Source organism: Paenibacillus senegalimassiliensis (assembly GCF_001486585.1).
In the GTDB taxonomy this organism is placed as follows: domain Bacteria; phylum Bacillota; class Bacilli; order Paenibacillales; family Paenibacillaceae; genus Fontibacillus; species Fontibacillus senegalimassiliensis.
Genome location: NZ_LN909045.1, coordinates 241,251 through 260,934, shown reverse-complemented (window position 1 = coordinate 260,934; position 19,684 = coordinate 241,251). Strand labels below are relative to the sequence as shown.

Here is a 19,684-nt window from a genome sequence, read left to right as displayed (position 1 = left end):
CCTCTTTCATTTTCCTGCCAATGCATTTTGTAAATCATCATATAACATTTGCGCTGTTTTTGTATCTTGTTCGTTTAGGTCTCCACTGTTCAGCAATTTTCTTAATGCATTACTGAACTCTTGCCCTTTTTGGCTGTGAAACTTACCTCCGACAGGTTCTCCTGTCCTTAATTCATGTCGAATTGAATCCATTGTTGTACCATTACCAACAATTTCAGGCATTTTTTGTCCCTTATACAAACTTTCCACTAGATTGTTAAGCTTTGTATTGGTAACAGTTGGTTTTAAATCACATGGTCCAGTATTATGAACCCAAATTCCAAGGCCACTCACAAAGTAGGTATGGAACTCATCAACCGTCATGTTGTAAACAGTGACGTGCTTATTCAGCAGTTCAATGCTGTCTATCTTGAGTGTATTCCCGTCACTCTGAACAAGCAAGTCTCCAGCCTTGAGGTCTTTGACAAACGTCCAACCCTTGCCTTCCACATAAAATGGATGGTTAAAGGTCGATTCTATCACTTGGTCGCCCACATGAATCTTGTAAATCTCATCCGTCTCATGGTTAAACGTAGCCGTAACCTCTTTGTACGCTACCTCGCCAGTCGTTTCATCCTTCGAGAGAATCCTATCCCCGACCTCAATGTCTTCAATGTTCTTCTCCCCTGCATCGGTCAATACCTTAGTCCCCGCCGTGAAGCAGTTGCAGCCTGCGGCTGGTTTGCTTGCTGCCTTTTTCTCCAGCTTCACTTCATTCCGGATTCCCTTTTGCACCTTACGGGCATCCTGAAGCAGATCATTCGCCTGGTCGATTCGCTTGACCGCCTTTACCGCCGGTAGCAAAATGCCTGCGGTCGTAATCAGACGATTCCCCGCTGTCAGTTGGTCTCCGGTCAGTATATCCTTCCCTATTACAGCCTCAAGGCCTGATTTCAAGCTTCCGATAACTGGGAAAAAGTCCAAGCCTACACTCAATTCATCCAATAGCGGATCTACGATCTCCACTCGCTCTCGGCTTAGTCCAAATGGATCGATATAAGATATCGGATTCCCGTTTACATAGGCGTACCGGTTAAGGGTCTGTGGAGCTTCAATGTTCCCTTCCAGTACATCCCGATTCATAAAACGCTTAATTTCCGGATGGTAATACCTTGCCCGCATATGGTACAAGCCATTGGAGTCAGTCATTACCCCATATTGTCCGTTATACAGGAAAGGCGTATCCGTCTGACCCCTTTGATTCAATAAGCCCCCATATGGATCATAAGCTACCTGACCACGAATCTCCCCCGTTTCATCCGTTAAGGCAATCGTGCTGCCCCGGCGATCATAATGGTAGATGAACGCTTCTCCATCGGCTTCTTCGTGAGCTATGAGACCCAGTCCATAAATATAGTACCTGGTGGTATCTTCACTGGTTTCCATTAATACCTGACTGTACCGAGCCTCAGGATTAATGACATACTGATATGTGGCTCCGGTCACGGTATTGATGACCCCTGTTCGATAGTTCTCTGCGTCATAGTTATAGGTTAATTCTCCTGCCTCACGCAGTCGATTACGCGCATCGTAAACAAAATGATTCGCTCCCCCCTGAAATGATCCCTCGATTAGGTTACCATCGGCATCGTAAACAACAGGTTGCCCATCTACAGTAGCTAGCCGATTATCCACAGAGTAGGTCATCGTTTGCCCATCGTAGAGATATACAGCATCATCAAAGTTATAGGTTACTTGAGTTGCACTCGGCAGTGCCTGAGTCAATTCATAAGTGCTCTGAGTTGCAGTGAACGGAGCCTCCTGAGCCTGACCTGATCTGGCTATCGTTGCTTCCGTTAAGTTCCCGCCCAAATCATAAACATAGCGATACGCATTCGCAGCAGTTAAGCGATCCGCCACATCATACGTGTACATCCAGTTTCCTTCCGTCAATACGTTTCCGACAGCATCGTAGGTATAGGCATCCTCAGAAATGATAGTTCCTGACGCTGCCCGATTCACCAGTTTGGACAATTGTCCCGCCAAGTCATAGTCTCGGGTTTCCCTTGATCCATCCGGTTTGTCCGTAGCCGTTAACCTGCCATTCGCATCATATTCATAGGAGGTAATTCGGCTACGCCAGTCCGTTACCGTCTGCATGCGACCTGCAGCATCATACGTATATACCACCGTTTTGCCGTCTGGATAGGTCAGTTCGATGAGTCTTCCTGCGGCATCATAACGATAACCGAGGTTGTTACCCGCAGTATCCTTATAATGAATAACCCGATTGAGTGCATCATATTCTCGCTCGATTGCCCCATTTGAATCTTCTATACGTGTCAAATTATCGTTATCATCATAACGATATTGCACATCCTCCTCACCCTGCTGCCACGAGGTCAAACGACCTGCCAAATCGTACCTATAATCAAATACCTGGTTTCTGCCATTCAAGTAAGTTTTCACTTGTCCATCAACATCATAAATGAATTGCGTTTTATCTCCTGCAGCATTTTGCTCCCAAACAGGCAGTCCGTTCCCATTATATGCGTAGGTTGTCATCTGTCCGTTCAGGTCAGTTCGTTCCGTCAGGCGACCTGCTGTATCGAACTGCTGGTTCACCGTACCTCCAATCGGTACATTCACCTCCGTAATCCGATCCAATGAGTCATACGTATAACTCGTTACACGCTGCATCGGATCTATGACAGTCGCCGTTCTTCCCAAGGCATCTGGACTATACCTTGTATCTCGACCTAGCGCATCGGTCACAAGAACGGGAACATGAACAGCATTGTAAACCAGGCTCTCCACGACCTGCCCCAAACGATCCGTTCGAGAAAGGAGTCGGCCCATCGCATCATATTTCAGCTCTTCCCGATGGCCCAGAGGATCAATAATACTAGTCAGGCGGCCCGTCGCATCATACTCATAACGAGTAAGGTTCCCTAGCGGGTCCTCCCTACTCTCTAAGCGGTTAGCATCATACGTGTAATGAATTTCATTACCCAACGCATCTGTCTCTGCAATCAGCATCCCATCTGCATCGTAACGATAGTGAGCCGTCTGCTGTCTCGCATCTGTTTTTGTAATCATTTGACCCGATGCATCGTAAGTATACAGAACCTCGCGTCCATAAGAATCCAATGTACCTGTTAACTGCCCATTGGCATTATACATGTACTGGATACGGTATCCTCTTGGACTCACCTGCTCGGCAAGCTGACCTGCCGCATCATAAACATATTGAGTAACGTTGCCTTCAGCATCCGATTCACTTGTGATATGGTCCAGCGGGTCATAGGTATACGTAATAGTGTTACCTACACCATCGGTAATCGTGACTACTCGCCCTTTGGCGTCGTAAGTTCGCTCTTCCATCACTCCGTTATGATCCGTGGTACGAACTACACGACCATTTTTGTCGTAAAGATAGGTGGTTGTCTGTTGCAGAGGGTCGGTTACGGCAATCAGCCGATTATTTAAGTCATATTGGTACGCTGTTATATGTCCCTCTGCATTTCTCTCTTGAATCAAATTACCGTTCTTGTCATAACTGTAATGTGTTCTATTTCCTAGGCTATCCGTTCTGGATACGACTCTGCCCATCGCATCGTAAGCAACGGCAGTAGAATGGCCTAATTCATCCGTGCTGCCAATCAATTCATCCTTGGCGGAATAGATATAAGTTGTCTGCTGTCCCGCAGGATCGATATACCGGGTAAGATTGCCCGACATATCATAACTATATAGGCTTACCCTACCCATTGCCGAAGTTTCGGATAGAGGTCTTCCTTTGCTATCATAAGTGTAGCTTACGACATTTCCCAATGGATTTGTCCGCTTCACAGGACGCCCGTCACCATCTAGTAACAAGTCCGTTACGCGCCCCATGGGGTCCGTCGTTCGGATAAGCTGGTCTTCTTTGTTATACGTATATACCGTGTGGTGGCCCAGCGAATTAGTCTCCTGAATCAACTGTCCATTGGCATTATATTGATAGCTTGTCACATGCCCGGCAGCATCTGTCCTGCTTATCAGATCGCCATGCCCGTTGTAGGCAAACCTTGTCATATTTCCAAGTGGGTCCGTCTCCTGGATAATCTGCCCAGCAGCATCGTGGACATAACGGGATGTATTGCCTTCCGGATCCTCCACTTGGATCACTCTTCCCAAAGCATCATGAGTATAGGAAGTAACATGACCTTCCGCATCCTGCTTGGCAATAAGACGCCCGACTTGATAGGTATACCTAGTCATACCGCCTTCTGGAGCTTCTTCCTCTATTAATTGCCCCACTTCGTTATAGCGATATCTTGTGATTGCACCCAGAGAGTCCTTTATCTCGATTAATCGATTGTGATCATCATAACTAAATTTGGTTGTACCCAAATCCCCTTCAGTCATGCTCAAACGATTATTACGCTGGTCATACGTATATGAGATTTGGTGACCGGCTATATCCGTCTGTGTCAATACGTTGCCACGACGATCATAGGTGTAGGTATACCTTTGCCCTGTCGCGTGCTGTTCTTGAATACGACGGCCTTGTGCGTCATACTCATATTCAACAGAATCGCCCGCTGCTGTCGTTTCACTAATTAATTGGAGCTTGCTGTTATGAGCAATGGTACGTATCTGTTCTTCCCGATTCGTAATGGTAGTAACTCGATTATTTCCATATTGAAAGCTGGTTGTATAGCCAAAAGCATCCTGTTGAGCCATCACCCGGTCATGAACGTCGAATTGGTTATTAAACAGAATGGCCCCGTCTCCATCAATCGCTTTTACAATTTGATTTTTGGCATTGTACGTATACGTCGTGATGTAGCCACCAACATCTGTAAAGCGAATCATTCTGCCTTGAGGATCGTATTCAAATGTGGCTGTTCGATTGGCTGAATCTGTGACGGCTTTAATGACTTGTTCTGTCGTATAAGTAAGTTCAATAGATACACCCGTTATCGGCTCAACAATCTGAGACAGCAGTCCGGTATGGTTGTATTTTAATTCGACCGATTGACCATATGAATTGTTGGTACGAATCAATTGACCTTGTTCATTGAAGTAGAGCTTGGACTGGTCATTGCGCTGCAAAACATAACCGCCAACCGCATCACGAACCAATTGGTCATATTTGTAGTCCTGATCCTGTGATATATAACTGCCACTGTCTATCATGATAAATGAAGTGGCACGATTGGAAGACCAGTGAATCACTAACTTATCCTGAGTAACGGACTCCAGCCATGTTTCAAAAGAATGCTCCCAACCCGTTCCCATTAGCCCTTTCTCTAGCAGCATAGAGTTATAATGAAGCGTAAATTGTATCGGGATTATGCCCTCTACTTTAAGCACGGGCTGATTTATAATCTGAGCACCTGTTCCCGCATGAATAGGGTCGGATACCAACGAGCCGTCCTCAAACTGTCCCGGATCAAGCTCAGCAACCGCTTGCTTGTAGGACACAAGGCGCATCCACCATTCTTTGCCTGCATCCCCATTGACTTTGAAATAATAAGTTCCGCTTGTTTGTGCCATAAAATCTATTTCGTCATGACCAGCATAGTAGCTTTTATAGGAATTCTGTTCTCCTTGATATATAAATAGCGTACCCCTTGTATCTTTCTCAAAACTGTATACTTGACCGCCGTTTAGTTCCGTTTTGTACCAGTTGTATTCCACATCTGATGTCGTATCGGTGAATGGCTGGCTCACGTCTAGAGGCAAAGCGAGGTTTCTCGTCATTCCTGGCTTGGCCGGTTGCATAAACCAGGCTTTCCCAGCGTCTCCATTGACCTTAAAATAATAAGTTTCACTTGCCTCCGCTGTAAAATCTATTCCCTCATGGCCAGACGAATAGCTTTTAGACGAGGTAGTCTTGTCTCCTTGGTAGATGAGTAGCGTGCCCCTTGTATCTTTCTCAAAACTGTATACTTGACCGCCGTTTAATTCTGTCTTGTACCAATTGTATTCCACATCTGATGTCGTATCGGTGAATGGCTGGCTCACGTCTAGAGGCAAAGCGAGGTTTCTCGTCATTCCTGGCTTGGCCGGTTGCATAAACCAGGCTTTCCCAACGTCTCCATTGACCTTAAAATAATAGGTTCCACTTGCCTCCGCTGTAAAATCTATTCCCTCATGGCCAGACGAATAACTTTTAGACAAGGTAGTCTTGTCTCCTTGGTAGATGAGTAGCGTGCCCCTTGTATCTTTCTCAAAACTGTATACTTGACCGCCGTTTAATTCTGTCTTGTACCAATTGTATTCCACATCTGATGTCGTATCGGTGAATGGCTGGCTCACGTCTAGAGGCAAAGCGAGGTTTCTCGTCATTCCTGGCTTGGCCGGTTGCATAAACCAGGCTTTCCCAGCGTCTCCATTGACCTTAAAATAATAGGTTCCACTTGCCCCCGCTGTAAAATCTATTCCCTCATGACCGGACGAATAGCTTTTAGACGAGGTAGTCTTGTCTCCTTGGTAGATGAGTAGCGTGCCCCTTGTATCTTTCTCAAAACTGTATACTTGACCACCGTTTAGTTCCGTCTTGTACCAGTTGTATTCCACATCTGATGTCGTATCGGTGAATGGCTGGCTTACGTCTAGAGGCAAAGCGAGATTTCTCGTCATCCCTGGCTTGGCCGGTTGCATGAACCATGCTTTCCCAGCGTCTCCATTGACCTTAAAATAATAGGTTCCGCTTGCTTCCGCTGTAAAATCTATTCCCTCATGGCCGGCATAATAACTCTTAGTATAAGTTGCCTTGTCTTCTTCATAGATGAGTAAGGAACCCCTTGTATCTTTCTCAAAGCTATACACCTGACCGCCATTCAAATAAGCTTGATACCAGATCTCTTCGCTGCTTCCCATAACCCCCTGAATGGATTGGCCAGGGTCAAACACAATAGCAGTCTCCCGGCTACTGCCTGGTTCCTCTGCTGCAAATGCTGTGGCTCCAATAGCAACCAGCAAAATAAACGCCACTAAATTCAGAAAAATTGTTATCCGCTTTTTAAGCAAACCGTTCACCTCATATGTATGTTTTAAGACACTATCTAGCTCCTATGTTTTAGGAAGCCCGTATAGTTACTACCTTAATTTACATATGTAAACCCATAATAAAGCTAACTTGCTTGTTTAGGTAAAAAGGCTGCTGAAAAGAGAACACAAATAATTTACTCTCAATTCAAACTTACATGAGGTCAAATGAGTCAAAAAGAAAAACACGCCCTAAAGGCGCGTTCTGGATTGTCAACACCACGCACCTGTGTAAGGTGCGACGTTGATAAATGTGAGGATTGTAAGCATTTTTACATATTTCAATACACGCACCTATGTAAGGTAATAGGGTAGGGTGATTACATCCGAGTGAATACTTAAATGACTTGATATAGCGGGGTTTTTCTTTCCGCAATCCTTGTGAATCTTAGTGAATTATAGGGGAAATATGCACCGTTCGCCCCCAATCCGTCCCCAGCAACTGACAATATGCCTGATCTTGATATTTGTTACTTCTCTCTTTAAAATGGGAACAAACGTTCTAAATTTGGAGATGATCGAAATGCCACCTAGACTAACAGATGAAGATCAAATAAACGTTAAGCTTTATATACTTTTGCCAATGGTCATAACTGTGTTTGAGCGGGACAAGCAGATAGCGGCCAAGGCGTTTAAAACGCCTGACCCCTACCTCGCGTTGATTGACAAGGCGATTCGCACGGCCGAAATGGATGCCCGGGAGGTGCGCCGCAAACTTAGGGCGCTGGGGATAAAGATATATGAAGAGAGACGCACGGAGGATGGCTTACAATCCAGGTATCTATGTAGAGGATATCATCATGAGTTTGGGATGCTATGGCCTCTGATCAAGGCAGAGTCTCGTATATTGATGGATAAATATTTAGGCTTAGATACATCGCAGTATATTAACCCAGCGGTACCGATTGGCAACGATGATTTTGATAGGCTGGGGCATTAACAAAAATAGAGCCCCACCAGCGCAATGCCGACAGGGCTCTATTACCTATGCTTTAGGATTTGATAAGTGAATTATAACCTATTATTTGGAAACCCGCAACCCCACCGCCAGCACACGCCAGCCCTCTTGGGTAAACTCCGGTTCACTTATCTTACCTCCTAAATCCGAGCTGCCAAACTCCGATACAAACCACTTGGGAGCCGGGACGCGTTTACTCGCTTCCTCCAGTTCTGCTACCCGCTTTGCGAGCTTGTTCAGTTGTTCCTTCATTACCTCGTCCTCACCCTCTCCGTTTAAGCGACTCATTTCCTGCTGTATTGCCGGAATAAATCCCTTGTTAGCTGCTGCTCGCGTATTGCCATTACCCCAAAAATTAGTTCCGGGACATGTCTTGCTGGACTTCCCCGGGACATAATCGCCCAAAAACAACCCTGACGCTGTATACCAAGCGTGATAAACAATGTGGCTAGTATCAACTGGTATATTAAGTTTGTCTGCTAGGCAGGCATATACGTGTGTTACAGATTGTTTCTGAGCGCCAGTCATTGAATCCCCGCCTTTATCAAAGTTGCCGATGATCTCCATGCACAGCGCTCCTGTGTTGGCTCCTTTAATACCGGCAGGGGTACTGTTAATGTTACGGTCCAAACTAATTGCTATTCTGCCGTCTTCAAAGACCGTAATATTTTGGCCCGTGCCACTCCAATCATTAGCAAGGTGCGAGCGGCGCATACCCTCCAGACAAGCAAAATGATCTTGCCCCCCGCGCGTGGAATAGTTGGGCCTCCAAGTATGATGCACTTGTAGTTTTGTAATTGTGCGAGTAACCTTTTGGCTGGCGAGCCACGACCTAAACTCACCAACCTCCATTAAGATAAAATTGCCTTTGGTTATCATTACTCATTTACCTCTGGCAACCCGGCCAGACTCGTCAACAGGCTCGTCACTGTCGCCAGCAGCACCGTGCCGCCCACGATAGGCCAATCTACCGATCCAAATACCGTAGTCGCCCCAATTACCCCGATAGCCGTCTGTGCTGCTGTCTTAATTGCGCGGATACCTGCTGCTTTCAACCATTTGATTGTCATATTCTATCAATCCTTTCCCTTTATATTATTCTTTCAATTGATCAATTCGCTTGTGCGCTTGCTTCGTGGATTCCTCCACCCGCGTGAGCCGTTCAGAGAACACCTCAAACCGCTGACCTTGTAACTTCTGTTCAACCTTCATATCATCTACGCCACGCTTGATATATTCGACATCGGCCCGTTGCAGAGCCGCCACCGTCGACTCTTGGGCTAAGTCCTGGCGTGCTTGTCTCGTCCTCCCGGTCCATCCCAGGATTAGGCCGCTTAGACCTGTGATAATAGCAATGACTACGGATATCTCCATCTGACACCCCCGATTACATTAATAAGCCCCTGGATTGGTTCCGGGGGCAAAATAAAAACGCCGAATAGGCGTTGTATGATTGTTGCGTTAAATGATCCAATTATGAAGCTAATCTCCGCAATAAATCAACTATTACGGGAACGTAAAAAGTCTCGTACCCCAAGCCGTTAGGATGAGTCTTATCCCCGTGCCCCGTGCCGTAACTATCATGAGTATACAGGTCTACCATGCTTGCAATATTGGTATTAAGATTTCCTACGCGATAGATATCCGCAATGGGCACTGACCACTTTTCACATGCCGTCTTAATCAAATCGGCAAGTGTTTTTTGCACAGCGTAATCTCGTGATCCCATGTTGTGTACTGCAACAAAAATGATTTTACTCGTTGGATACGCTGCCTTAAGTTTACATATAGCCTTTTCCATCGCCCCGATTGTGGTCGTGTCGTCAAAATCAGCCTCTACGTATGTGTTACCTACCACGCCGGCACTGATGGTATTGTTTGCAATTTGGATAATATCGTTAGTGCCGCCCTCTAGCAGTATATAATCCGGGGCTGTGGTAACCGCGGAAATCGCATTATCGATAAAAGTAAGTATGGATGTGGATGCGGTAGCGGTCGAAAAAGTTGTACCCCCAGCGCTATACTCATAGTTGGTCATTCCGTATTTGCTGGCAATGATATCGGCGTACCCGACACTACTATTACCGTTTCCGTAGGCAATACTATCTCCTAAATTCAGAATACTTTTACCGACCAGGCTACTATCTCCATCATCAATAAACGACATTTGGTAATCATTAAGCCTTATCCTGTCTAAAAACACTTTGTAATAGGGCTCGTATGCCGTAACAGAGACTCCTACCTCCATCATTATCGTAGCCTCATATTGCACATGATAGCTAAACCGGATGTATCCATCAGCGGTTGGTGTGTAGATGTAATTAATTGAGTCCGCATCCACAAAGCTTGCAGATATTGGTGATTTGCTGTTAGTATACGGTAGCATCTTTCTAAATCGCGGAGAAATTATATATGAATTTCCAGCGCTGACCTTGATAAAATCAGTCGTGCGGTAGCTGGAATTATTAGTAATTACTCCGGTTGCCTCAAGATGTCCGAGAGTTACTATAGATGTGTCAACCAAGTTTTTGCCTGTTGTATATACGCCGGATACATCATTAATGTTTATCGCGGGTAAACCCATGCTTTGGTACACCCCGCCAGCCGTCCAAGCTGATCCAGACCAGTAATACCAGTTGCCATCGGCGGTAACGCAATAAATCCCGGTTGTGCCCGTTGGATACGCCGCCTGGAGCGCCGCAAGAGTCAAGTACGTACCTTTTGGCGATCCGCTGACTATGGTTGCTACTTTTGTATCCACATAACTCTTATCCGCTTTGGCTGCTACAGTGATGTTTGTACTGTCCAGACTCGTCTTGTCCGCTTTGGTATTTTGCAGATTAGTCAAACTGGCTTGCACCGTGGCTTGATCCGCTTTATCCGTCAATCGGTTCGTCACATCCGCCAACTGCGCATCACTGGCGTTGAGTCTTGCACCCAGAACCGGATAGCCACCGCGCGCGTCCGCCACCTCCGGGCTGCTGTCTCCGCTCTCTATGATGAGGTTATCTATGCGCTCGTTAACATCCTCTATGCCAGTGTCGGCATTATCCAAGGCCTGCTTTACACTACCCGATCCGTGTGTGATTTGCTCCGACGTATGGGCGGCGTTTGAGGTTAGGTGATTATTGACTACGGCTGCTTTAGCGTCCACATCAGACTCAACGTTGTCCAGGGCGAGGTTTATGTTGGCCCAATCCTCGCTTATGTTTTTGCTGCCCGTTATTTGTCCGTACTTGCTCACGCGGTCCAACTCCTTTCAACTGATTTACGGCTACGCTAAGCTCTTCCTGGATCGCCTCCAAAATTACCAGGCGTTCAGGCGGTGGGTACATGCCGATTAACGCCCGAATGACTTGGCAGGATTCCGGCACGGGTTCGGATGGATCAAGTTCTACTCGAATTACATTATTGATCTGTGCCAAGGTGTTCACCTCCCGAATATATGTTTGCAAGGAAAAAACTCCCATAATGTCGAAATGGTGGATTACTATCGACAGAAGGGAGGTTATAGAATGAATAGCCGTATAGACGTCGCTGATTTAGCAGCATCTATTCAAAATAATACCAACAAACTACTCGAAAGCGAGGTTACCAAACTCATTGAGCAGGTAGCATTAGGAAATATTTCTGATCAAGATGCAATCGCTCAAACTGCCGTGGCTCTTAAAACAAACATGGAAGTGTTTATTGTTTCTCTTCTGCAGAACGTGGTTGATGAATTGCAGAAGAACTCCCAGTAGTTCCCCTAAGTGAATTCAGGATAGCCGCCGACGTTCCTGAATAAGCGGCGGCTATTTCCTCTCTTACGATCTGGCGAATTTGTTCGATTGCAACTGGCGGCAGTTTTTTAGCATCACCCCACGTCAAACCCCGCGCCTCTGCCTCTTCCCAAGTCATTTTATCCGGCGTGGTAAGTGTTCCGCGAAATGTTCCATTGGCATCATATACCCCGCCTTCCTTCCGAGCTTCTTCTGACAACTCCAAAGCTACCTTTTTCATATTCCTTCACCCTTCCAGCCAACCAAAAAGGCCCCGCCGATGGCGAGACCTGATTGCTGGCGATATATTTTATTTGTTTTGCAAAATAACCTTAATCTCTCCATCACTGCTAAAACTTAGAGCAGTTAGATCAATATCGATCTCAAGTTCTTTCCATTCTACCGGGAGCTCATAAGCCAATTCTCCTCTTATTTTCTTCCCGGCTGCTAAACTTCCATCCATTGAATCTACATCTTCATTAGCTATTTGAGCGCTAATAGATTCATTAACCGAAAAGCCATCTTGGTAGGCATCAAACATCATAATTGAACTGACTGAATAGTCTTTGTCGGATATGTTTTCTATTAGGAGTGTAGCACTTACAAACTCTTTGCCATCCCCAGGCTTATTAAAATCATTGCCTTTGGGCTTATTGAGTTTTTCAACAGTTACTTTGAAATTTTTCGTCGTTACACTTTCTCCAACTTCTTTTATTTCGCGGCCTGCATCCTCATCTTGTTCCTTAGCCGTTTCTTCTTTCACTTTCTCCGGCTCATTCGGTTTTTCATTTGCCGTTACAGGAGCGGATGATGGAGCATCAATTTCAGAAGATGGCTCTTTAACTTCAAGATTAGACCCTATTCCCCCGACAATGAAAACGATAATTAACCAAACCCACCACTTCTTATACCATGCCTTTTTCCTCTTTTGTTCTTCCATACCATTACACCCCACTATATTCCTACTAATTAAGGAATATAGTACCACGACTCGCGGTATAGGTTAAGGTTTATTTTCCCAATTCTGCGAGCTTATCATCAATTGCTTCAAGTTGAGCTTTTAGTTCTGCAAGATTGGATTTAACCTCTTCATACTCTTGTTTGGTTTCTTCAAGACGTTCGGTGTATCCCTTCACACTTTCAGGTGCACCATTCGCGGCCTTAATAGCCAGTTCGGCTGAAGGTATCCATTTTGATTCGTATAGCTCCACTGATTCTTCATGGTTACTTATCTTTTTTAAGACTTTTTCGCGTTCTATGTTTAAGGATACTAATTGATCAGCCTTATCAATAATAGTCACGTCATTGCTCGGGGTGATAGTAGTTATATTAATCGTCTTGCCTTCCAACTGTAAATCACCCCCTACAGCATCAACAAGCGCCCGAACGGGTGCATTTGTTGTACCATTGATTACAGCGCCCTTACTTGGCAGCTCCTTACCGTTAACTACCACTGTCAGTTCTCCGGTCACCTTTTGTCCAACTAGACTTTTTAGCTGAGCAGCCGCCGCACTACCCGACGTAGCAACGATAGCACCAATTAAAATTCCGCTTAATAGATATCCCCACTTTTTCAAGTTAAAACACTCCTTAGGTAAAATTTTCTTATTACTATTATCGTCTATCAGAGATAAAAGTTTCAAGGAATGTTTACTTGGGCAAGTAAATTACCATCGCGGCTAAACATCTTGAGATTACGCGTCGCGCTATCAAACGCCAGATTGTATCCTGCAAAGGATATATCTGCCTTCTCGTTAAGGGCATATTGCAGGGTATCCCCGCCATTTCTAGATCTAAAATCATTCCAGTCATTTACGTATACATAGCCACTTGCAAACAGGTTTATATCGGCGGCTCTCAAGTCAATGTCTCTACCGGGACCACTTTGTATATATAGCCCTGACGATCCACCATAGTAGATACTGGCACTAGATCCCCCGTCGCGAAAATCCATATAAGACCCTCCTGAACCGCCGAACGCTCCCATTTCTATCCCCCGTCCAGAACTTGCCCAAACACTGAACATTCGATTAGAGCTGCTCATTTCGGCGCGCGGATAGCTGCTTGCGGATGTCATAATCTCGGCCCCTATGATTCGTCCTCCATTAAAGGTCGCCGCATTAAGTGTCCCGCTGAAAGTACCATCTACGCCGACGAGTGTCCCCGTAAACGTGCCGCCCGCAGCAGATAGGTTTCCGCGAAACGTCCCGCCAGCGGCTGACAAGTTGCCACTAAAGGTGCCATCTACGCCTTGAAGTGTCCCGGTGAAGGTTCCCCCGGCTGCGGATAAATCCCCCCGGAACGTCCCGCCTGCGGCGTTAAGATCACCGCTAAAAGTTCCGGTAGCAGCTTCAAGATGGCCATTGAACTTGAGCTTTCTTTCCAGCACATCCAAGTAGAGAACCCGCTCGTCGTCAACCTTCCAATCCATTACGTCCGAGTTCCAGATTACCTCGCTAAGTCCGTCTTCCCGATTAAGTTGGAAGCCATTTTCGCGGGTAAATCCAACCCCGTAATACTTACGGCCAAGCTTAACAGCATCCCGATTCAGTCTGTTGATCTCCTGCGTGATTGGCCCTGGAGTAGGGAATTCAGATTGTTGCTCACTGCTGGACGGACTCTCAAGAGACATGACAAGTCCACCCCGATAGGTAAAGGACTGGATCAGGATAATAGATTGCTGCCTATACACCCCGTCCCAGGGGAAGTGAGCATCCTGCCAAGATAGATTAGCGTCCTGCCAGGACATGGATTCCTTACGTTCAAACTCTATTACGTCCCCCGGCTCCAGGTGCGGATAGCCCCGGGCGTTCATGTCAATGGGTACGTAGCTAAACCCATTCAGTTGCACCAACAGAGCGTTAGCCATCGCCTGCGTAGCATAAGGGTTATCGATGTAAAGTGTTTCATTCTCGCTACCTGTGCCGGCTTCAAACCTTACTCCCTCTTCGCCATCGTAGCCTATGACAATTCGGCTATAAGACTTTTCAGGATTGGTCAAGGCAAGCCTATGATAATCCGACTCATTCATATCAAAATCCGTCGCTGCGGAAGCGGCGAACCTCTTAAATTTAATCGTGCCGTCGCGTCCGACGAACACGCTTGCCCCATTGGCGGAAGCGATAAAGCCCATCGTTTGGCGCATCGTAAACCCCGCGGGCCCCGCAGGAATCTTGTAATTCGGGTTAATCACCACACTGCTGTCATACATGTACCCGAGCCGGCTACATATCTCGTCCCACACGGCTTGCATTGTGGCAGGATACGTTAAGTTCGATAGAAACGCCCCATCGGCCAGATAGAGCTTATCGAAGCAAGTGTATACCCAGATGTTCTTCAGGCGCTCCCGGCTATCGATATAGAACTCTCCCATGGGGATCCACCCGAGATTCCCGCCACTCCAGGGGAAGTGAGCTTCTGCCCAAGGAATATGCGCGTCTTGCCAGCTTAGATTGCCGACGCTAAGGCCTAAAAAGGGAACGATCTTCGCATTAGCCGGCAGCTCGTGCTGGAGTCTTAGCTTGATTTCAAGCTTCCCCATATTCGCGGTTCCGATCATAAACTCATCGCTCGAAACCAACCGGCGGTCTATGCTGAAATCCATAACCACATCACGGCCATAATCCACACCGTTGACATTAACCTTCATATCCCATGTCAGATTCCTGCGGCGCATAAATCCTTCATAGGAGGCTGGTATGGTCCACATCTCATTCACCTCCTTACTGCTCTGTTAGCGTGAACTGTATCCCTGACCACCATAGACTACCGTCCAGGTCTTCCAGCGCCACGAGCGCGGGACGGTCTCCTACGTAAAAGCTCTTTGTTTCATACTTGCCGGTGACCGGATCGGGGTAAGTGGCATTCACGAATTCATCCTCCACTTGCCTAAGCAAGGCAGATGCCGTAGCCCAGGGAAGCGCGGAAAATTGCATTTGGATTTGTCGCTTAACAGCAATTCGGCTACGAGACATAGTACCGTCCGTAGTGCGCCCTGATGCTTCCCCATCGTCTAAGTCAAGAGTAGTAATGGTAAGCCCCTCAGGTGCCGGGTAGGCTGCTATCTCTTCCCCATTTATCTTTAGCTCCATTCACGTCACCTCACAGCGTTATTGCCGGCTGCCCGGTCTGCTTTTGATAGTCATTCATATACCCGACTGCAGCTTTACCGATGGAGTCACGTCCAATAACTACCGTCCCGCCATCTCGTACAGCCTGAATGAGCTGTCTGAGCAATGCGTTTGTCTCCTTATTGTCAGGAGCCCCACCATCTGCAGATGGGTTATACTTCTTAGGCACAACCGCTTCCCCTTCGTGCAGATAAGCTAGCCCATCACCGGCGACATAGTTGGTCCCTACATCCAGCTTAGGGATCGTTGGTATCTTAAGGCCAAACTCCTTGCCTCCTAAGTCCCCCGGCACCCAATCAGGGATATCAACCTTTACCTTATTCAACTGCTTGATCATGAAGTTGATTGTATCGATGATAATATTAACCGCCCCTTTGAGCAGGCCAACTATACCATCCCACACACCGCCGAATATGGTCTTGATCCCTTCCCAGGCACGTGCCCAGTCATTCGTAAATAGGCCAGCTAAGAACTCAATGATGCCGCCCAAGGCCTTAATAATCCCTTTGGCAACATCCGAAATAGCGCCTAATGCTGTCATTAGAGTTTGACCGATGAAAGTAAAAGCTTCCGTAAATGCCGGTCCTAGCAACTTTACGAGAAAATTAATAAGGGGCAGGATAAAGTCATTATAGATATCCATAGCCGCCTTTATTACGATGCCTACGAAGTTACCAATCTCTTGCATAAGCCCCTTTAGGTGCTTATCCCAAAGCTCAGATATCATGCCGAGCATGTTTGTAATAAAAGGCTGCAAGTAAGTCCAAAGGTTGTTCCAGATCTCCTGTACTCCATCGATTGACTTACTCAGGCCCGATAGGATTTTATCTCCCCAGTCAGCCCAGGCTTTAAAGGTAATGTCCAGCGCATCAACAATTATTTTGGATACTAATTGCATCGCCGGATCCACGACCCCGGACCACAAGTCCCCGAATATCTGCCTAGCCAGATCAAATAGGCCCCGCAAGATGTCTTGTGCGCCTATTACAAAATTGGAGAGCACCGGCAGGCCATCCGTTACAAACTTATAGATAATCGGGAACAGAGCATCCCACAGGCTTGATATCACTTGTCTATATACATCAAGCAGTCCCGCCACGACATGCCCAGCTAATTCAATTCCACGCTGCCAGGCGGGGACAAATCCAGTCATAAACCAGTTTTTCAGCGGCTCACCCAACGTCAGGACATCACTAAACATTTTGCTGAATTGTTGTTTCCAGTTTTGCAACACCGGGGATACCTCACCCCAAGCTGTTGCAAAGGAAGGCCCAAAGGTTGATACTGTCCAAGCCCAGCCAGATTGAATGCCTGACCAGGCTTTGTCAAATGTTGATCTGACACCAGCAGCAAGCTTATCCATCTTAGACTGAATGCCGTCAATATCCATATCAGGCATCTGCATAGTGAATCCGTCGGCCGCCCCGCCCCCAGCCTCGTCGTCTGTATCCTTGGCAAAGTCCAACGTATTCAGCTCATCAAATCCCGCCATGGCAAGCTTAGCTTCTTTCCCGGACTTTTTAGCGGACTTGCCGTAACCGGCCATAGCCTTTTTCGCGCTCTCTATGCCCTTGGCGGCTTGGTAGGACTGTTGATAGGTCTTACCAAACAGAGCCGATACGAAGGCCGCGATATATGCCGTGACTTTGGCTAAGAAGCTCATCAAGGCATTGAGTGCTGGAAGAATGGCGCTATATATCGGTTGGAAGGCTACTGCTAGGTTTGTCCTTATGGCGTTAAGACTAGCCATGAACTGCTCATTTGTTTTAAGGGAGCCGCCTATATAGCTGCTCAGTCCTCGAATCGCCTTGTAGATAACAGCAAACACAAGCACCTGTTTGGCAATTCGCTTGAATCCCTGAACAAACGAATTGCTAGAACGCTTGGCGGTACTTCCCGTTTTCTCAACTGACTTGTTCACGGATTCAACGGCCTTCTCCGTCTTCTTAGCTGCGGGAACAGGACCAGACATCATCTTATCAATGGATTCTCTGGTTCTGTCCGCTCGTTGCTGCAGTGATAAGAGGGTCCCTTCGGCCCGGGCAATCTTCTGCTTCATGTTCGTGCTGTCCCCAGCATCATACAGATCGGCCATCTTATTACCGACCTCATCAGCCTTAGCGATCAGCCCGTTCAGTGTGGATTCAACCTCTTTAATTTCTGCCGCAATCATATCCGCATGAAGCGGGCTCATAGCTGTGCCCTGCTGGGATTTCATAGCAGTCAAGCGATCTGTTGTACTACGAATCTGCTCTTCAAGACCAAAGCTTTCAGCCTCCAACGCTTGCATCTGTTGCTGTGCTTTGGTAGTCAGGCCATCTTGCACGGCTTTAAGCTCAGCGATTTTCTGTTTTTGAAGATCGATCTGCTGAGTGGTGTTATCTAAAGATGCCGTAAGACCTGACATTTTCTTACCTACAACCGCTGCATGCTGACCATGAGCATCCACGGCTGTAGTCGCACTCTTTGCCGCCTGCTCCGCTCCTGTTAGCTTATCTTTAACGGAACCCAGGACCTTCTGTAACCCTGCCGTTTTGGCTGTTATCAGAATCTGAAGCTCCTCGATGGTGGTTGCCACGTTTCTTCTCACCCCATTTCTTTCGGGCAGCAGCATACTGCTCTAGACGGGCTTTCATAATTCGGTAATCCTGTTGCTTGTAAGGCTTATTCCCCGGTTCAGACGGTGCAGGAACTTCCTCCTCAAATATCCCAGGGAACGCTGTCTTCAAGTCAGGAGCCTTTTGCTTATTCCCCCACACTCTTGACATAAGGGCCGCTGTTACCCCGGCCTGCTGGTAGGCAATCACGGCCTGAGTTCGCAACTGTGCTTTATGCTGACGCTGTTTAGCCGCAATCATCCGCTCCAGTTCCCAAGGCGTCATGTCCCAATAATCCTCTCGGCTAATCCCAAGTTCTATGGCTAGCGGAAAAAGCTCCTCGAAGTGGGCAGTTAAGCTTACGGCGTCGCCCCGTCTTCCAGCTCCGTCAGATCCAGCGTCTGAGTGTCCTCCTCGATCACTGGATCGCTCTTGAAAAAACCCGACACCTCAAAAATCTCTGTGATTACGGGCAACAGATCGGTATATGAATTACCCGCGTCTACATAACGCTCATAGATGCGGATCACGTCCTGCGCAGCTACACCGTGATGGAACTTCGTCATAGCGGCTTGAATTACAGCTAAGGACGCGGTCAGGGTCGGTAGTTTCCCTTGCTGAATCCCCATGAGCAAATCCATTGGGTTGCGCCCGATTCGTTTCTCCAAGTTCATCACATCAGATACGCCTAGGCGCAACTTATACTCCTGTCCATCAACCCGCCAAGTTACATGTCTCAATAGAATCGCTCCTTCAAGTTAAATTAAAAAGCGCCCCTCCAGGAGCGCCTGATTATGGATTCGTTACTTCAAATTCACTTTGCAGCATCATACTGGCCGTAAACGTCAACGCGGCGTTCACTTCTCCCGAGTCAATCTTTACGTTTACGATTGCGGTGAAGGCCCACTCTGTCCCATCCGGGAAGACCACCTTAAAAGGGGTTGCAGCTCCGGTCTCTTGCAGCCCGCGCATAATTCGGAAATTACTCGTCGTTGACTCGTTGTCATAGAGGAATTGAAATTCCAAGTCCCCAGGGTCTTTAATTCCGGGAATGTATTTACGAACACCATCTTGTAATGTTGTCACTTCCACTTGCTCCGGATCCCCGCCAAGCTCCGGGACGGACATCAGAAAGTCGATTCGCACAAAATCAGTGCCGTTGTTGTACTGTAGCTCGGTATCTTTGGTTAACAAGCCTTGTGCCATCTGGCTTCACTC

Annotated in this window: 17 protein-coding genes; 2 read left to right on the top strand and 15 right to left on the bottom strand. The window is 47.0% G+C overall.

Features of this window, described 5'->3' with window-relative positions:
- Nucleotides 1-6: 6 nt before the first annotated feature.
- Nucleotides 7-6,966 carry a polymorphic toxin-type HINT domain-containing protein gene (locus BN3279_RS11240; protein ID WP_148466836.1) on the bottom strand — a complete coding sequence of 2,320 codons (6,960 nt, stop codon included), beginning with the start codon at nucleotides 6,964-6,966 and terminating at the stop codon, nucleotides 7-9.
- Between the two features lie 637 nt (nucleotides 6,967-7,603).
- Here BN3279_RS11240 and BN3279_RS11235 point away from each other — a divergent pair.
- Nucleotides 7,604-7,960 carry a YhjD family protein gene (locus BN3279_RS11235; RefSeq protein WP_148466835.1) on the top strand — a complete coding sequence of 119 codons (357 nt, stop codon included), beginning with the start codon at nucleotides 7,604-7,606 and terminating at the stop codon, nucleotides 7,958-7,960.
- 81 nt (nucleotides 7,961-8,041) lie between these two features.
- On the opposite strand, the gene BN3279_RS11230 is transcribed toward BN3279_RS11235, so the two are convergent.
- From BN3279_RS11230 to BN3279_RS23775, 5 genes are all read right to left on the bottom strand, one after another.
- Nucleotides 8,042-8,857, bottom strand: coding sequence for a peptidoglycan recognition protein family protein (locus BN3279_RS11230; protein WP_059050876.1), 816 nt, complete (start codon nucleotides 8,855-8,857; stop codon nucleotides 8,042-8,044).
- Complete coding sequence (locus tag BN3279_RS11225) at nucleotides 8,857-9,048, bottom strand: holin (RefSeq protein ID WP_059050874.1); 192 nt, start codon at nucleotides 9,046-9,048, stop codon at nucleotides 8,857-8,859. The genes BN3279_RS11230 and BN3279_RS11225 overlap by 1 nt, the downstream gene beginning before the upstream one ends.
- A 25-nt stretch (nucleotides 9,049-9,073) precedes the next feature.
- Nucleotides 9,074-9,352, bottom strand: a complete 279-nt coding sequence (locus tag BN3279_RS11220) for a hypothetical protein (protein WP_059050871.1) — start codon at nucleotides 9,350-9,352, stop codon at nucleotides 9,074-9,076.
- Between the two features lie 100 nt (nucleotides 9,353-9,452).
- On the bottom strand, nucleotides 9,453-11,132 hold the full coding sequence (locus tag BN3279_RS11215) for a GDSL-type esterase/lipase family protein (RefSeq protein ID WP_222860886.1): 1,680 nt from the start codon (nucleotides 11,130-11,132) through the stop codon (nucleotides 9,453-9,455).
- Between the two features lie 7 nt (nucleotides 11,133-11,139).
- On the bottom strand, nucleotides 11,140-11,403 hold the full coding sequence (locus BN3279_RS23775; protein WP_148466834.1) for a hypothetical protein: 264 nt from the start codon (nucleotides 11,401-11,403) through the stop codon (nucleotides 11,140-11,142).
- A gap of 90 nt (nucleotides 11,404-11,493) precedes the next feature.
- Between BN3279_RS23775 and BN3279_RS11210 the strand changes: the two genes are divergently transcribed.
- The gene (locus BN3279_RS11210; protein ID WP_059050867.1) at nucleotides 11,494-11,721 is read left to right on the top strand and encodes a hypothetical protein; all 228 of its coding nucleotides are present in this window, start codon (nucleotides 11,494-11,496) and stop codon (nucleotides 11,719-11,721) included.
- Here the strand turns inward: BN3279_RS11210 and BN3279_RS23770 are convergent.
- The 9 genes from BN3279_RS23770 to BN3279_RS11170 form a co-directional block, all read right to left on the bottom strand.
- A complete protein-coding gene (locus BN3279_RS23770) occupies nucleotides 11,666-11,980 on the bottom strand; it encodes a hypothetical protein (protein WP_148466833.1) in 315 nt (104 codons plus the stop codon). The two genes, BN3279_RS11210 and BN3279_RS23770, sit on opposite strands and share 56 nt — an antisense overlap.
- A 69-nt stretch (nucleotides 11,981-12,049) precedes the next feature.
- On the bottom strand, nucleotides 12,050-12,679 hold the full coding sequence (locus BN3279_RS11205; RefSeq protein ID WP_059050865.1) for a DUF4352 domain-containing protein: 630 nt from the start codon (nucleotides 12,677-12,679) through the stop codon (nucleotides 12,050-12,052).
- A 70-nt stretch (nucleotides 12,680-12,749) separates the two neighbouring features.
- Nucleotides 12,750-13,316, bottom strand: coding sequence for a PspA/IM30 family protein (locus BN3279_RS11200; RefSeq protein WP_059050863.1), 567 nt, complete (start codon nucleotides 13,314-13,316; stop codon nucleotides 12,750-12,752).
- A 62-nt stretch (nucleotides 13,317-13,378) separates the two neighbouring features.
- Nucleotides 13,379-15,448 carry a hypothetical protein gene (locus tag BN3279_RS11195; RefSeq protein ID WP_059050861.1) on the bottom strand — a complete coding sequence of 690 codons (2,070 nt, stop codon included), beginning with the start codon at nucleotides 15,446-15,448 and terminating at the stop codon, nucleotides 13,379-13,381.
- 13 nt (nucleotides 15,449-15,461) lie between these two features.
- Complete coding sequence (locus BN3279_RS11190) at nucleotides 15,462-15,830, bottom strand: DUF6711 family protein (protein ID WP_059050860.1); 369 nt, start codon at nucleotides 15,828-15,830, stop codon at nucleotides 15,462-15,464.
- 10 nt (nucleotides 15,831-15,840) lie between these two features.
- Nucleotides 15,841-18,447, bottom strand: a complete 2,607-nt coding sequence (locus BN3279_RS11185; RefSeq protein WP_148466832.1) for a hypothetical protein — start codon at nucleotides 18,445-18,447, stop codon at nucleotides 15,841-15,843.
- Nucleotides 18,368-18,751, bottom strand: a complete 384-nt coding sequence (locus tag BN3279_RS11180) for a hypothetical protein (RefSeq protein WP_059050856.1) — start codon at nucleotides 18,749-18,751, stop codon at nucleotides 18,368-18,370. Before BN3279_RS11180 ends, BN3279_RS11185 begins: the two co-directional genes overlap by 80 nt.
- Before the next feature lie 74 nt (nucleotides 18,752-18,825).
- Nucleotides 18,826-19,206: a DUF6096 family protein gene (locus BN3279_RS11175; RefSeq protein ID WP_059050854.1), complete on the bottom strand. Its 381-nt coding sequence runs from the start codon at nucleotides 19,204-19,206 to the stop codon at nucleotides 18,826-18,828.
- Nucleotides 19,207-19,258: 52 nt separating this feature from the next.
- On the bottom strand, nucleotides 19,259-19,672 hold the full coding sequence (locus BN3279_RS11170; RefSeq protein WP_059050852.1) for a phage tail tube protein: 414 nt from the start codon (nucleotides 19,670-19,672) through the stop codon (nucleotides 19,259-19,261).
- Nucleotides 19,673-19,684 lie beyond the last annotated feature (12 nt).